This is a genomic window from Chryseobacterium sp. JUb7 (assembly GCF_024806495.1).
In the GTDB taxonomy this organism is placed as follows: Bacteria; Bacteroidota; Bacteroidia; order Flavobacteriales; family Weeksellaceae; genus Chryseobacterium.
Genome location: NZ_JANUFF010000009.1, coordinates 179208 through 195754, shown reverse-complemented (window position 1 = coordinate 195754; position 16547 = coordinate 179208). Strand labels below are relative to the sequence as shown.

General features: G+C 34.9%; 14 protein-coding genes. 6 read left to right on the top strand and 8 right to left on the bottom strand.

Going from position 1 to position 16547, the window contains the following annotated elements:
* Positions 1-92 precede the first annotated feature (92 nt).
* From M2373_RS16475 to M2373_RS16450, 6 genes are all read right to left on the bottom strand, one after another.
* Positions 93-1421: a hydroxymethylglutaryl-CoA synthase family protein gene (locus M2373_RS16475; RefSeq protein WP_259112146.1), complete on the bottom strand. Its 1329-nt coding sequence runs from the start codon at positions 1419-1421 to the stop codon at positions 93-95.
* 220 nt (positions 1422-1641) lie between these two features.
* The gene (locus M2373_RS16470; RefSeq protein ID WP_259112145.1) at positions 1642-2061 is read right to left on the bottom strand and encodes a hypothetical protein; all 420 of its coding nucleotides are present in this window, start codon (positions 2059-2061) and stop codon (positions 1642-1644) included.
* Between the two features lie 159 nt (positions 2062-2220).
* Positions 2221-4734: a M1 family metallopeptidase gene (locus tag M2373_RS16465; RefSeq protein ID WP_259112144.1), complete on the bottom strand. Its 2514-nt coding sequence runs from the start codon at positions 4732-4734 to the stop codon at positions 2221-2223.
* Positions 4735-4760: 26 nt separating this feature from the next.
* Entirely contained in the window at positions 4761-4979 is a 219-nt protein-coding gene (locus M2373_RS16460; RefSeq protein ID WP_259112143.1) for a hypothetical protein, read from the bottom strand.
* 4 nt (positions 4980-4983) lie between these two features.
* Positions 4984-6300, bottom strand: coding sequence for a serine hydrolase (locus M2373_RS16455; protein ID WP_259112142.1), 1317 nt, complete (start codon positions 6298-6300; stop codon positions 4984-4986).
* Between the two features lie 276 nt (positions 6301-6576).
* A complete protein-coding gene (locus tag M2373_RS16450) occupies positions 6577-7371 on the bottom strand; it encodes a thymidylate synthase (RefSeq protein ID WP_259112141.1) in 795 nt (264 codons plus the stop codon).
* A gap of 207 nt (positions 7372-7578) precedes the next feature.
* Here M2373_RS16450 and M2373_RS16445 point away from each other — a divergent pair, with 207 nt between their 5' ends.
* From M2373_RS16445 to M2373_RS16420, 6 genes are all read left to right on the top strand, one after another.
* Entirely contained in the window at positions 7579-8883 is a 1305-nt protein-coding gene (locus tag M2373_RS16445; RefSeq protein WP_259112139.1) for a TolC family protein, read from the top strand.
* 24 nt (positions 8884-8907) lie between these two features.
* Positions 8908-10158: an efflux RND transporter periplasmic adaptor subunit gene (locus M2373_RS16440; protein ID WP_259112138.1), complete on the top strand. Its 1251-nt coding sequence runs from the start codon at positions 8908-8910 to the stop codon at positions 10156-10158.
* A gap of 114 nt (positions 10159-10272) precedes the next feature.
* Positions 10273-11010, top strand: a complete 738-nt coding sequence (locus tag M2373_RS16435; protein WP_310468596.1) for an ABC transporter ATP-binding protein — start codon at positions 10273-10275, stop codon at positions 11008-11010.
* Between the two features lie 564 nt (positions 11011-11574).
* The gene (locus M2373_RS16430; protein ID WP_259112137.1) at positions 11575-12792 is read left to right on the top strand and encodes an ABC transporter permease; all 1218 of its coding nucleotides are present in this window, start codon (positions 11575-11577) and stop codon (positions 12790-12792) included.
* A 191-nt stretch (positions 12793-12983) separates the two neighbouring features.
* Positions 12984-14009: a sensor histidine kinase gene (locus tag M2373_RS16425; protein WP_259112136.1), complete on the top strand. Its 1026-nt coding sequence runs from the start codon at positions 12984-12986 to the stop codon at positions 14007-14009.
* Between the two features lies 1 nt (position 14010).
* Positions 14011-14733: a LytTR family DNA-binding domain-containing protein gene (locus M2373_RS16420; RefSeq protein ID WP_259112135.1), complete on the top strand. Its 723-nt coding sequence runs from the start codon at positions 14011-14013 to the stop codon at positions 14731-14733.
* 102 nt (positions 14734-14835) lie between these two features.
* On the opposite strand, the gene M2373_RS16415 is transcribed toward M2373_RS16420, so the two are convergent.
* Both M2373_RS16415 and M2373_RS16410 read right to left on the bottom strand, forming a co-directional pair.
* Positions 14836-15585, bottom strand: coding sequence for an SDR family NAD(P)-dependent oxidoreductase (locus tag M2373_RS16415; protein WP_259112134.1), 750 nt, complete (start codon positions 15583-15585; stop codon positions 14836-14838).
* Between the two features lie 216 nt (positions 15586-15801).
* Positions 15802-16242 carry a GreA/GreB family elongation factor gene (locus tag M2373_RS16410; RefSeq protein ID WP_259112133.1) on the bottom strand — a complete coding sequence of 147 codons (441 nt, stop codon included), beginning with the start codon at positions 16240-16242 and terminating at the stop codon, positions 15802-15804.
* Positions 16243-16547: the final 305 nt, after the last annotated feature.

Genomic DNA, 16547 nt, shown 5'->3' with positions numbered 1-16547 from the left:
AACCCCGGAAACAATGCATAAAAAATCCGGAAAATTAACATCTTCCGGATTAATATTGTAATTGATAACTTGTAAACCTATTTTAGGACTAGTCAGTTTTGGTATTCATAATACCTGGCTCCTTTTAAAACCGGATCCTCCAATTCTACAGATTTTAATCCAAAACCTTTGTAATTTGTATTTGCCGAGCTTTGCATTTGCTTTCTGTGAAGCTTTTCATACGTTTCAAAATCTATAGGTTTTCTCTTTTTTAAACCTTCAAACAGATCCCATTTTGAAACAACATTTTTCCAGTTTTGTGATACTTTTCCTGCAAAAACCTTAGATTTAGAACCGCTTCCATAACCCAGAAAACCTATTTCTTGACCTGCCAAATCTTCATTTTCGTTAAAAGAAGTCTGTAAGGCAGAAAGTAAGGCCATAAAAATAGAGGCTGTATACATATTTCCAATTTCGGAAGATGCTCTTTGTGATTTTTCAATTTTATCATTAATAAACTGAATATAGCCCTCAGATTTTGCCACAGCCTTTTGTTCTTCCGGAGTTTCATAAGAAAGACCATTTTCTAAACTGTAAATTTCTGTAAAAACTCTTTTCCCATGAAAAGCATAAGGAAGGTGGAAAATAAGATACTTCCACGCTTCATAAGGTTTATCTTTTCCTGAAATTTCTTTATAATGATTGTAAGCCTCTCTGATTCTGTCCTGATAGCATTGATTGGAATACTGACCGTCAAAAACCGGTTCGTCTGTAAAAATCTCAATTTTCTCAGGGAAATTTTCAGGAGCATTTTTAACATCTTCTTTTTTGAAATGACGTCTAGGTTTGAAAAAATCAAAAACACTTTCTGTAGCCACTCCCCAGTTATTTTCTATTTCAATAAGATCAGGTTTTGAAGAGACCAAAACAGCAACGGCACCACCTCCCTGCGTATATTCTCCGGAAGAATCAAGCTCGTATTTTGCATAATCACTTGCAATCACCACTGCTTTTTTGTCAGGATGTGCTCTTACAAAATCCAGAGAGTTCTGAAGAGCATCCACTGCCCCTATACAAGCAAAAGTCATATCTACAACATCACAGTTTTTAAAACATCTCGCTCCATATTCAGCCTCCAGTACTTTCTCAACCATCTGCATCGCATAAGAAGCTGTCGGTTTTGAAGCATCCAGAGCACTTTCAGTACCCAGATAAATTCTTGAAATTTCTTTTGGGTTTATATTATAATCTTTAATGAGCTTTAATAAAGCCTCTGCAGCAAAAGTTGCCGCATCTTCATGCACGTCCGGGAATCCCATTTTATGTAGCCCCAACCCTTTTTCCAGTTTTGCGGGTTCAATACCTCTTTTTTCTGCCAGATCTTTAATTTCTAAGTATAAAGAAGGGACATAATAGCTTGCTGATTCTATTCCAAAAGTCATAATTTCTTTAATTTTTTTACGAATTTAAAAAATGAAAACGTTTAATCACATATGATTTTTACCAAATATTCAAAAGTTTTTGGAGCAAAACTATTCTGCAGAACAGATACACATCGCAAAGAATTGTGCCAGTGTAAACTATCATTAAAGGTTTAAATTTCTCTTATTCTTGGTTATTAATTTTTTTTGTTATCTGTTTTCTTTAAATAATTGTATTCCTTTATTCAAAAGGATAAATCCATATTTCCTGTTCTAAATTTATTATTTGAATTCTTTTGTCTATTTCCCTACCTATGCATTCTAATTTATTCTGTATCGGTTCAAAATAGTATTTACCTCCTGTTATTACTAAAAATAAAACATTCTCTATCCCTAGTAAATCACTATTAATATTTAAATAGTCTCTTTTTAAATTATTATTTACCTGTAGTTTGATGATAAAAAATCGTAATTTCTGAATAGAAAAATCGGCTGTAATCCGTAGTAGATTTGTCAGCTTTATTCGGCCTCTGATTAAAGAGCAAACTGGAAAATTGGCAAATTTTGTTCCGACAAAAGCTTTTCCCCTTACATTCCCTATTGTGGCCGAAGAAACAAAATACCTATTCCCTAAATGAATTGAAAATAGATCTGTTTTCATTGTATTAGTTTACATCAAATTTATGATTACAAAATGAAATAATCAATATTTTGTGAATAATTTAATTGAAAATTAATATAAATCACTAATTAATAAAAAAAATAACTACTATCATAAATAGTAGTTATTATATCTTCAGTGCCTTATTTTAGTAAAAATTTACTTAAAATCTTCGATCGTTTTATTAATGGCATCAATTTGTTTGTTGATACTTCCTGCGTTTTGCGGGTTTTGTTTTAAAAGATCCATTTTTTTACCAAGACCACCTTTTAACATCTGAACAATCATCATTTTAACCTGTGGATTATCTCCCATCTGCCCTTTGGTACGGCTCAGCATTTTAGTAATACTTTCTGTAGCTTCAAGGTTATCAGAACTCATGATCCAATTGAATCCGGCTTCACCGGCTTTCCCCAACTCAGGGTTTTGAGGGATAATAAACGGATAGAAGGCGGCAATCTGTGCAATATTGGCCATTTGTGAAGTGACCTTATTTTTTACCACCACAGGCAGTAATATTTCCAGCAGATCATCAGATGCACCTTCCAGATCAATTTTATCTGCCAAAGCATTAATTCTTGAAGGATCAATTGCTATAATTCCGGCTACTGAATTTGCTTTTACAGCATTAGAGACAGCACTCATTCCTTTTTCAAAAATCGGTGCATATTTTTTATCCTTTGTTTTTGTTAAGGCTTTAATAGCCGCACCCTGAACCAATGTTTTAGGATCATTGGATGCTAATTTTTCCACATCAGATCCCAATGCTTTAAATTGGTCAGAAGCTGATAAATCCATTAATTCCAATGCTTTTATTCTCACTCTGAAATAAGGATCCTTCAACGCTGCGGATAATAATTTTATGGCTGCAGGACTTTTCCCGATCTGATCTTTAATTCCGTTTAAAGCATTATATCGGCTTTTCAATTCTTTGGAACCCGTAAACTGCATTAAATATTGCTCCGGAGTTTTTGTTTCTGTAATATCCGCCAGTAACACACCATCTGCATTGATGTTTATCAGATCTGCATTTTTAGACACCTCAAAATTAAATGTATTTTTCGCTTCCGCATTTATCCAGACATTATATCTTTTAGGCTTTCCATTGTCATAAACATCGATGGCTAAAGGAAATTCAAATGGCTGATCCTGATTTTGACTAATCGTTATTGAAATCTGTTTTTTGACAGGTTCAAAAGTAGAGGAATAGGTAATTTTAGGATTTCCACTTCCAAAATACCACTGATTAAAAAACCAGTTTAAATCTTTTCCGGAAACTTTTTCAAAAGATAATCTTAACTGATGGGCTTCTGCATTTTGATACTCATTGGTTTTTAAATAATCATTCATCCCTGCGAAAAATGCATCATCGCCCAAATAATTTCTTAACATATGAAGAATTCCGCCCCCTTTCTGATAGGTCACCAGATCAAAAACATCTTCACGGGAATCATATCCGAATCTTACCAGATTTTTCCTGAAATCACTTGGATTATGAAGATATCTGTTAACGTCTTCCATTTGGTGATAGTCCGCCTGATCTTTTCCGTATTTATATTCATTCCACAGATATTCAGAATAGTTGGCAAAAGATTCGTTTACTGTAAGATTACTCCAGCTTTCTGCCGTAACCAAATCTCCGAACCAGTGATGGAATAATTCATGGGCAATGGTATCTTCCCATTTATTTTCGTCAATTAACTGTCCCGGCTTTTGCAGGATATCACTTCCGTGTAAAGTCGCGGTTGTATTTTCCATAGCTCCACTTACGTAATCTCTACCAGAGATCTGTGCATATTTTGCCCATGGATAATCGTAACCCATTTTTTTAGAGAAAAACTCAATCATTTCAGGAGTATTTCCATAAATCTGTTTTGCGTAAGGTTCATACTCCTTTTCGATATAATAATCTACCGGAATATTTTTCCACTTGTCTTTCACGATTGCATACTCGCCCACTCCCATAAAGAAAAGATAGGTAGAATGTCTCTTATCCATTACCCAATGATCTGTTCTCAATCCGTTGGCTTCTTTTTGGGAATCTTTCATAATCCCGTTTGAAAGCGTTACATATTTATCAGGAACCGTCATATAGATTTCCTGTGTTGATTTTTGATTCGGCTTATCAATGGTTGGAAACCATGCAGAAGAAGATTCGGTTTCTCCCTGTGTCCAGATCTGAGTAGGTTTTCCAGTTTCTTTCCCTTGGGCATTAATAAAATATAACCCTTTTGCATCGTTAATAGCCATACTTCCCTGTTGTTTCACTTCATTCGGACGGGATGTATATTTAATATAAACGGTATAATCCTGATTTTTCTGATATGTTTTATCTAACGTGATCTTCAACACATCATCTTTATAGTCGTATTTCAATGGAGACCTTTTACCATTGCTGTCTAAAGCAACTTCATGAATCAACATCCCTTTTGCATCCAGTGTCAGCTCGTTGGTCGGATAAAAATAAGGAGATGCCGTTAACCACTCTTCCCCATTCATTTGTTCCTTTTGATAATCAAAATTTACTTTCAGCTTTGTGTGTTTCAGTTCCGTTACTTTGGTATGAGTAGCTCTGTAAACTTTTTCTCTTCCGGAAGTTTCTGTCTGTGCAGAAAGACTGGCAGCAAAGAAAAACCCACTCAATAAAGCAATCGATAAAATGGCCTTTTTCATCTTTATTTATTAAAAATTTTTTAGAATTATTTTTTTGTTAATATATCAAAAATATCATTAACTAATGTTTCGTAATCACCTTTCTTGAATTGTTCTTTCGTTTTTACAAAAGCTTTTTTCAACTCACTTTCAGGATTTTCATCATCGATAATTTCTACAGAATCGACGCCTTTCATTTGCAGAACCGCATTTTTCAGTGCTTCAAGATCCGTAGTTTCTTCGGTATTGATTTTTAAATATTTCATTGTATTATTCTTTAGTGAAGGTATTTTGTGTTCCTCCCTGGCTGATCACAAACTGATTTTTAGACGGAAAAAACTCTATCCCGATTCCGGCTGTATCGAATTTAAAACTTGTGCCCGAAGTGGCTTCCAGAGGAAATGCTCCCTGTCCGGTAGCCTGAGCCATCAATTTTTTATCCTGGATAAAGATATTGATTTTTACAGGGATATCAGGAGAAGAATAAGTGCCTACAAATTTCTGAAGTTCATTTTCAGAAATTTGTATTGTCTTAAAACTGGGGATTTCAAAATCTTTTCCTGCTGTAACACCAAGCATGATATCAAAAACCTCATTGGTGTCTATAGCCGATTGATTAACGACATAGCTTGCCGCCACTTTCAGGTCCGGAAAATAGAATAATGCCGATCGGAAACTGTCAATTCTACCTCCATGGCCATATCCAATACTTTTATCAAAAGGAAATCTGATTAAACCATATCCGTAATCATCAACAAAGCTTCTCATTTTTTCAAGATTTTCTTTCTTAATTAATTTTCCGTTTTCTAGTCCAAGAATGAATTTTAAGAGCTCTGCAGGTGTAGAAATAATATCTCCGGCACCGATCGGAACACTCATATCGGTTTCCGATGAAAGATCATATTTTCCATCAGAATAATTATAAGAAAAAGCCTGATTTTTTGCAGGCGCAATTTTTCCGCCTACTTCAGTCAGTGTTAATTTTAAAGGGCGCGCTATTTTATCTTTAATTAATTCTGCATACGTTTTTCTATATACTTTTTCAAGAATAAGACCCAGCAGAATATAGTTTGAATTGCTGTATTCATGTTTTAAGCCCGGTTCAAAATCACTTGAATATTTTTTGATAATATTGATTAAACTGCTTTCTGTTTGTGGTTTATTAAAATAGGTCCAGTATTCCTGTTCATTTGTAAGATTGTGAATTCCTGTTCTGTGCTGCAATAAATTTTCAACTGTAATTTTAGATGCATTAGGAATTTCAGGATAGAAATCTGAAAGCTTATTCTCCAAAAAAAGTTTTTTATCTTCGACAGCCTTCATTATCAACACTGCCGTGAAAGTTTTACTTATTGACCCGATACGGTATTGGGTATTGATATTGGCTTTTTGCTTTTTTTCAACATCTGAAAATCCCACTACTTTTTGAAAGGTCGAATTTCCTTTTTCAGCAATTGCAAAACTTCCCATTAATTTATGATGTGCATTTAAGGAATCTAAATAACTTCCTAACTTTTCTTTTAAATTCTGAGAAAAAACAATAGCGGAAATACTTATTGCTGAAAGAAAAAGTAGCTTTTTGAACATAGTCTTGAGGTTTCTCAATAAGTGGGGCAATTTCAGGAGATGTTACAAAAAAAGTGAAGTTTTAAGCTTCACTTTTTATCTATATTTTTTAAAAATTTTATTTAAACGGATACCAGCCAATTCTTGATATTCTCCATTTTCAATTTCTTTGTCGTTTTTCCCAGTCAACTTTTTAAATGTATGAGAGCTCCAAAAGTAAACTTATATCCTCTGAAATCTCAATAACTCGTATCATCCCCTATTTTCTGAATATACTTTAAAATTATTACTAAAAAATTAAATAGCAACCGGCGCCTTAATTCCCGGATGCGGATCGTAATTTTCTAACGTAAAATCTTCAAAATCAAAACCGAAAATATCTTTAATTTCAGGATTCAGTTTCATCGTCGGAAGCGGTCTTGTTTCTCTGGACAGCTGTTTGTTTACCTGCTCAAAGTGATTATTATAAATATGAACATCACCGAAACTGTGAACATAATCTCCAACCTCAAGATCACAAACCTGTGCCACCATCATTAATAATAACGCATAACTTGCAATATTAAAAGGAACCCCAAGGAAAACATCCGCACTTCTCTGATATAGCTGAAGCGATAATTTCCCATCTGCTACATAAAACTGGAATAATGCATGACATGGTGCCAAAGCCATATTGGGAATTTCTGCAACATTCCATGCTGAAACAATAAGCCTTCTTGAATCCGGATTTTTTTTAATCTGATCAATAACTTCAGTGATTTGATCAACAACTTTTCCGTCTGCGCCATTCCAGCTTCTCCATTGTGCACCGTAAACAGGACCTAAATCTCCATTTTCATTTGCCCATTCATCCCAGATTGAAACACCATTATCTTTTAAATATTTAATATTTGTATCGCCTTTTAAAAACCACAGCAATTCATAAATAATAGATTTCAGATGCACTTTTTTCGTAGTGACCAAAGGAAAACCTTTTGACAGGTCATACCTCAGCTGATATCCGAAAACACTTCTCGTTCCCGTTCCCGTTCTGTCGGTTTTATCTGTTCCGTTATCTAAAATATGTTGTAAAAGATCTAAATAATTTTGCATTTCCCTGAAATTTTATCGTTAAAAATCTACTGCTGATTTTTTGCAAAATAAAGGATTTTAAAATTAAAAAAGATCTTTTAAAATTGAAAAATAAAAATCTGTAACGATAGAAAAAACCAATACTTCTATAAAATCAGGCTGTTTGTCTAATAGTTTTGATTTTCTTTCATAGATACAGGAATTTTGTCACTGTAAATCAGAAAGACAATGAAAAAACACCTCACCATAGCGCTCTTCATCGGAATCCTGGCTCCGGCTCAAAAAGTATGGACGCTGCAGGATTGTCTTGATTATGCGGTACAAAATAATATTACCGTAAAAAAAACTGTTCTCGATAAAACCACTGCCCAGCTGAATTATCAGCAGCAGAAAAATAATAAGCTTCCTACAATTTACGGGTCTTCATCCATGGGACTTACTAATGGATCAAGTATTGACCCTATCACAAGTAGTTTTGTAAATCAGAATATTTTGTCGAACAGTTTCGGAATAAGTGGAAACATCGCCATTTATCAGGGAAATAAACTGAATCTGCAGATCGAACAGAATAAAATGATCCTGGATCAATCTTCGCTGTATCAAAAACAGGCCGAAAACAATATTGTTCTGAATGTTCTGCAGACGTATCTGCAGTCTCTATATTATTATGAAGGTATCGAAATTGCAAAATACACCGCCAATTCATCAGCTCAGGAACTGAAATTGACACAGGTAAAATATAAAAACGGAGCGATTGCAAAATTAGAACTTGCTGATGTGGAAACTCAGAACGCCCAAAATCAATATACAGTTGTAAGCAGTGAGAATCTTTACAATCAACAGGTTTTAAAATTAAAACAATTACTGGAACTCGATCCAAGTGTGGATTTTGAAATTGAAAAAATCTCACTTCCGGATATTGAAGAAAATATTCCGGATAAACAACAGGTTTTCACACAGGCTACTGAAAATCTTCCTGATCTTAAAATTTATGATGCTCAGAATGAAATATTAAACAAAGCATTACAGATTACAAAAGCAGGATACAAGCCTACACTTTCTGCAACAGCAGGCCTGAATACAGGGTTTACAAATACTCAGGACTTTTCATATTTCAATCAGATTAAAAATAATTTCAATAAATCTGTCGGGCTTTCCCTTAACGTTCCGATTTTTTCAAAAAAACAGAACGATACCAACGTTCAGCTGGCAAAAATTGATATTGAACAAAATAAACTGGATAAAATAAGTGCCGGAAAAACATTGTACTCCAGTATTGAAACGGCCTGGCAAAATGCTATCGCCAATCAGGCTCAGCAGAAATCTTCGAAAGTAGCCCGGGATAATGCCAAACTTTCCTATGATTTATCAACCAAGAAGTTTGAATTCGGAGGTTTGACCACAACGGAACTTTCTGTAAGCAGAAATACCTATCTGACCAACGAACAAACCTATTTACAATCGAAATACATGGCTGTTTTATACACCCAATTACTGAATTTTTATCAGGGGAAAGTATTAACGACGAACTAAAACTAACAGGAAAATATCAAAATTATGAATCCAAAATATAAAAAGACCTTCAGAAATTCAATCTTATTTTTGGTGGCCGCCGTTGTGATTGTTTTCGCTTACCGATATTTTACGCAGAGTGAAGAACCACAGATCAACATTCAGACTGTAAAACTTACAAAACAGGATGTAACAACTTCTGTTACTGCAACCGGAACGGTAGAACCCGTCGATACTGTGCAGGTGGGAACACAGGTTTCAGGTCTTATAAAACATATCTACGTCGATTATAATGCACAGGTAAAAAAAGGACAGCTTCTCGCCGAAATTGAAAAAACCAATCTTCAGGAATCTGTAAATGATGCTAAAGCACAGTACAATTCTGCTTTGAACGAGCTTAATTTTCAACAGCAAAATTTCACCCGTCAGAATAATATGTATAAAGCCGGTGTCATCAGCAGAGCCGATTACGAACAGGCTTCTTATCAGGTAAAAAATGCTCAGCAGTCTGTTAATCAGAAAAAAACAGTTTTGGTACAGGCCAATACCAATTTAAGTTACGCCAATATTTATGCTCCGATTGACGGTATTGTTTTAAGCAAAGAAGTAGAGGAAGGTCAAACGGTCGCTGCAAGTATGACCACACCTACCCTCTTCACTATTGCAAAAGATATTACGAAAATGCAGGTTCAGGCAGATGTAGATGAGGCAGATATAGGAAATGTTCAGGAAAAACAACGGGTGACTTTTACGGTAGATGCTTATCCTGATATGGAATTTAACGGAACCGTAAAACAGATCCGTTTAAATCCCAAAACATCATCCAATGTGGTTACATACACGGTATTGATCGATGCTGATAACTCCGAACAGAAATTAAAACCGGGTCTTACCGCAACCATTACAATTTATACGCAGGAGTTAAAAGGCACAAATACGATCCCTGCGTCAGCCATCAGTTTCAGTCCAGATACAGAAACCCTAAAAAAATATTATCAGAAAAATAATATCAGTGCGAAAATTCCGGAGACAAAAACCGGAAAAGGCAAAGAAAAATACGTCTGGATAAAAAATAATGACGGAAGTATTTCTCAGAAACAGATTATCATCGGAATTAACGACGGAATAAATGTGGAAGTAAAAAGCGGATTGAACGGAAAAGAACAAATCGTGACTTCACTTGATGAGCAAGCTGAAACTGTCGCAAAATCCGACTCAGGAGGAAACAGCCCATTCATGCCGAAAAGACCGGGTAACAATAATAAAAAAGCAGGTTCAAAACCTTCAGGAAATTAGTATTTAGTTGTTGGCTGATAGCTTTTAGTTGATGGAATTTCATCTTTTCATCAAAATTATCAGCTGTCAAACAAAAACAATCAACTATGAACTGTAAACATTAAATAGAAAACAATGAAACCCATTATCAAAATAGAAAACCTGAAGCGAGAATTCCGAATGGGTGACGAGATTGTTCATGCATTAAAAGGAATCGATTTAACCATTAATGAAGGTGAATTTGTGACAATCATGGGGACCAGTGGTTCGGGAAAATCAACTTTCCTGAATACCTTAGGATGTCTTGATCAGCCTACTTCCGGAACCTACGAGCTGGATGGTGTTTTAGTGAAAAATTTAAATAAAAATCAGCTTGCTGAAATCAGAAATACCAAAATTGGATTCATTTTCCAGTCTTATAATCTTCTGGCAAGAACCAGCGCGCTTGAAAATGTAGAACTTCCGCTGCTTTACAATTCCACGATTTCTTCGGAAGAACGAAGAGAAAGAGCGGTAAAAGCTTTACAGCAGGTTGGCCTGGAAAGCAGAATGGGACACATTCCCAGTCAGCTTTCAGGAGGTCAGCAGCAGAGAGTTGCAATTGCGAGAGCTCTGGTAAATCATCCGGTTATTTTACTTGCCGATGAAGCTACCGGGAATCTTGATACGAGAACATCTTATGAAGTGATGAATCTTTTTCAACAACTGAATGACGAAGGTATAACGATCGGATTTGTCACTCACGAAGAAGATATCGCCAGATTCAGTAAAAGAACGGTCATTCTGCGTGACGGACTGATCAAAGAAGACAAACCGGTAACCAACAGGCTCATTGCTAAAACCGAGCTCGAAAAATTACCAAAACAGGAATAAGATAAGTCTATCAAATTATATTAATTAGCTACAATGAAGAGGATATAATGCAGCGGTCTTTTGCAGATCTGAAATGAAGAGGAGTTTATGATCCGAAATTGTTTTAGAGTGTTAATATTGGGCAGATCTGCAAAAGATTTTTATTAAAATTGATATTTTCTGTTGACAATTACAAAGACAGAAAGTTTTATGTATCAAAACTTTTTTAAAGTGAAAGAACACTTCGACAGGCTCAATGTGACAAAACATTTTCAGCAAAGATTAACAGTATTCAATTTTATCTTCGATAAAATCCTTCCGCCTTAAAGTATTGTAATATTTACAACTTTGCGCCTCTGCGATGGTCAAACAATTAAATCAAACAATTCACATAAAAAATACTTTATCAGTGAAATATAAATTATATGAATTAGTTCCATAAAATGAAGATGATCTAAATGCTGTTTCATCCTTTGTAAATTTGCCATGAAGAGGAGATTTTTTGTAAATCAAAATTGTTTTAGAGTGTTATTAATTAGTATAGAACAGATTTGCAAAGGATATTTTAACCCAAAAAATAAAGTTATGAATTTCTCAAACTTATTAAAAATAGCCTGGAAAGCCATTATCCTTAATAAAACCAGAGCCATGCTTACGATGCTCGGAATTATCATCGGGGTGGCTTCTGTGATTGCAATGCTCGCGATTGGAGAAGGTTCCAAAGAGAGTATTAAGAAAAATATTTCAAGCATGGGCGCCAATCTTATTACCATTCGTCCCGGTGCAGGAATGATGGGTGGTGTCCGTTCTGACCCTTCGGCAATGCAGACCCTGACGCTGGCAGATTATACCGCTTTAAAAACTCAGGTTAAATTAATCAAAGATGTTTCTCCACTGGTGAACGGAAGCGGACAGAGTATTGCAGGTTCTAAAAACTGGCCCACCTCCATTTACGGTTCTTCACCTGAATATCTGAAAATCCGTGACTGGGGCGTTGATAAAGGTTCTATGTTTACGGATGATGATGTGGAATCTTTCGCCAAAGTAGCCGTTATCGGAAAAACCGTTCAGGAAAATCTTTTCCCCAATGAAGATCCGATCGGCAAAATGATCCGTTTTAAAAATATTCCTTTTAAAATAATCGGCGTTTTAAAAGAAAAAGGTGAAAATACATTTGGGCAGGATCAGGACGATCTTATTATCGCGCCTTACACTGCCGTTCAGAAGAGAATACTGGCTCAAACCTACCTTCAGTCAATTGTCGCCTCATCTTTAAGTGAAGAAAATTCTGAAGCAGCAGTAAATGAAATTAAAACGGTGATGGAAAAACAGCACAAAATAAAAGACGATCAGGATAATGATTTCAATGTATCTTCTCAACAGGAAATCATCTCCATGTTCAGTTCCACCAGTGAAATGCTGACTCTTTTATTGGTTGCCATCGCAAGTATTTCATTAATTGTAGGTGGAATCGGAATTATGAATATTATGTACGTTTCTGTAAAGGAAAGAACCAAAGAAATCGGACTGAGAATGGCAATTGGAGCCAAAGACAGAGATATTCTGATGCAGTTCCTTATCGAATCTGTTCTGATAAGTATTACCGGAGGAGTTTTAGGAGTTATTATCGGAATTATTGCCACATTCAGCATTAAATATTTTGCAGGATGGCCCGTTAATATAACTATGATATCTATTGTCATTTCATTTGCCGTCTGTACCATAACAGGAGTTTTCTTCGGATGGTATCCTGCGAGAAAAGCAGCCCAGGCAGATCCGATTACTGCTTTGAGATACGAATAATTAAATGTTGAAAATCACAAAGACGCAAATTGTATTGTAAAAATACTCTGTTTTTATCATCTTAAACAAGTTCAATAAAAATGTAGGAGAAATGGTAGAAAAAATTCTAAATTCACTGCTTCAAAAGTTTCATCAGTCAAGATTTTTTGAAGGTTTAAAGAAATATAAATTTTAAAAATGAGGACTATACAATGGTCAATTTAAAAAATAAAAACGTTGAAATCAGCCTGCATTTTTTGATCTGGCTGGTTTTATTCTTTCTACCGGCGGCATTTTCTGTCGGTTCAGATACAGACTGGAAAGACCTGTTCCGTCACTTTTGGCTGCAGTTGATTTTCCTTGCCATAGTTTTTTATGCAAACTACACCTATTTGGTAAAATATCTTTTTGAGGATAAAAAAGTATGGTTTTTTGTTGTCAATTTATCTTTGATTTTAGCTTTAATATTTTTTAAAAATCAAATTTTTGACTGGCTGGAGCCTAATCGTCGCAGACCTTCAGACAGACGTCCCCCAGCAGCACTATTCTATTTTATGGATACGCTGATTTATATGATTCCCGTTGCCTTTTCAATTGCCATAAATGCAGGAAAAAAAATACAGAAAGCTGAGGAAATGAAAATCGAAGCTGACAATATAAAATTGCAATCTGAGCTTCAACATCTTAAATACCAGCTGCAACCTCACTTTTTCTTCAATTCGCTGAATAATATTTATTCATTAATCGATTTTGCTCCAGACAAAGCCAAACAGAGCATTCACAGTTTGAGCAAACTGATGCGGCATCTGTTATATAAAACGGATGTTCCGACGATAAGTCTTTCCGAAGAGGTTGAATTTTTAAATAAATATATCGAACTGATGTCATTGAGGCTGACCGACAATACGAGAGTTTACACTAATTTTCCAAAAACAATTCCTGATATGAAAATCGCTCCGCTGCTTTTTATTTCAATTGTTGAAAATGCTTTTAAACACGGAATTTCTGCGACACAGCACTCTGACATTCATTTTAAAATGGAAATTTTAGACAATGAAATTTATTTTACGGCATCAAATTCTAATTTCCCGAAAACAGATACCGACAAAAGCGGATCGGGAATAGGCGTTGAAAATCTTAAAAAAAGACTTAATTTGCTGTATCCTGAAAAACATGAATTTCATTCTCATTTAAACAATGAAATGTATATTGCGGAAATAAAAATCATAACAGATTAACATGAGAAAACTAACCTGCCTGATTGCCGATGACGAACCGATGGCTTTGAATCTAATTGAAAGCTACGTTCTGAAAACTCCTTTTTTAGAATTAAAAGCCAAATGCAGCAGTGCGATAGAAGCTATGCAAAAACTGGAAGACGAAAAAGAAATTGATCTTTTTTTTCTTGATATTCAAATGCCGGATCTTACCGGTCTGGAATTTTCCAAGTTACTCCCCCAAAAAAGCAAGGTTATTTTTACCACAGCATTTGATCAGTATGCCATTGATGGATATAAAGTGAATGCTTTGGATTACCTGCTAAAACCTTTCGATTACACTGAATTTCTGAATGCTGCCACTAAAGCCCGAAATTATTTTGAAAGCCTTCAGCCAGCTTTAGAAAAAACCGAAAAAAAACAGGAGTTTTTCTTCGTAAAATCTGAATACAAACAGATCAAGATCAATTTTTCTGAAATCCTGTTTATTGAAGGACTGAAAGATTATGTAAAAATATTTCTCAAAGATCAGCCTAAGCCTGTCTTAACTTTAATGAGTTTAAAGAAACTGGAAGAAGAGCTGCCATCAGAAAATTTCATGAGAATTCACCGCTCTTACATCATTGCTCTTAATAAAATTGAGGCGATTGAAAGAAATCATATTGTCATCGGAGAACAGCAGATCGCTATTGCTCCCAATTATAAAGATGCCCTGATGGAATATATAGGAGGAAAAAGCTTTTGAAAAGCCTGAAACGGGAAGAGGGAGGCTGGAAGTTTAGATCACGATCAAAAATAATCGGATAATAGTGACTTTCAGCCTCCCTCTTTTAACTTCCAGCAAAATTTATACTGCTGTATAACCTCCATCAACAAGGTAATATCCACCTGTCATAAATGAAGATTTATCAGAACTTAAAAATAAAACCAGTTCTGCTACTTCTTCTGATCTTCCCAGTCTTCCCATCGGATGTTTTGCAATCAGAGCCTCTTTCATATCCCCACTTGCGCTATCCAGAAGTGGCGTTTCAATATATCCGGGGCCTACTGCATTACAGCGGATATTTTTCTGTCCGTATTCTGCTCCGATATTTTTGGTAAGTCCTACTACTGCGTGTTTTGCAGAAGTATAAGCGGAAGAAAGTGGTGCGGCAACTGTTCCGTGTATGGAAGCGATATTTACAATAACTCCTCCTCCATTCTTATCCATCTGTTCCAATTCGTATTTACATCCGTAGAAAACTCCGTCCAAATTAACGCTTAATACCTTTCTCCAGCTGTCAAGACTATAATCTCCTGTCAATTCCTGTTCGCCCCCGATTCCAGCATTGTTACACGCAATATCCAATCTGCCATAGATTTCAACTGTTGACTTTACAAGGGCTTCCACTTCTTCTGCATTTGAGGTATCTGCCTTTACAAATGCAGCTTCTCCTCCTTCTGATTTAATTTTTGCAACGGCTTCGTTACCATGTTCTTCATTAATGTCTGATACAATTACTTTTGCACCTTCTTTTGCATACGCCTGAGCAATGGCTAATCCGATTCCTGAACCGGCACCTGTCACCAAAGCTACTTTATTATTTAAAATTCCCATATTGATAAAATTTTAATATGATTTTTATTAAATTAACTGTATACAATTTACGAATTAAACCCCTTATTGATTCTAAAGTAAGCAATAAAGTTTTCTTAAATTTTCTGGTGAAATATTAAATATTTTAAAAGAGCATTAATTCGTATAAACAAACATTAAATTATTTAAACAGTATTTAAAATTAAAAAGTTTATCCTGTCAATTTATCAATAATTCTTACCAGATTCCTTCAATTACCTGCTGATTATTATTGATGGAGAAAGTCTGCCCTTTATTTAGTCCCAGCATTGCTTTTACCAAAGGTGATTCCACTGAAACTGTCATAATTTTCTGTTGATCAATAACAATCTCTCCAATGGGTGCGGCAATATAAAAGAGACCTTTATCAGTTTTTACCAAAGTTCCGTTTTGTATTTTCAATGAAGGATCTGCGGTTATTTTCTGAAGGACATTTTGTTGGTTTAGAACTTCATTCAATTGCCTCTGAAGGTTATTGATTTCCTGCTGAAGCATCTCACGACCGGTTTCATATTTGTCCCCCATCGAACTTTTGGTATCGTTGCTCGAAGCTCTGGTTTCAGCAATGAGCGTCTCTAAATTTTGAATTTTTTCCGAAATCTTGTTCTTCACTATACTTAAAATCTTCTCCTTATCCATATTAAAAAAGCTTTGTTAACATAAAGTTTCCAAATGTATTAAATTAATTTAATCTTCAATAGCATCGGGTTTCTATTACTTCATCTGTTTTTTAATGTTTGTCCACATTTTAACTCCTTTGATTATGAAATATATACTCATTTATTTCTTCTTTTGATAGACTTTGAAGAAAATTAAAATATCTCCAAAAGTAGATTTACAATTACAAAATGATGAATATTTATTTTTTATTCTAATTAGCAATTCAATATTCAACAATTAAAATAAGTTAACATTTAAATTATTATTAATAAATGTTTAATTTT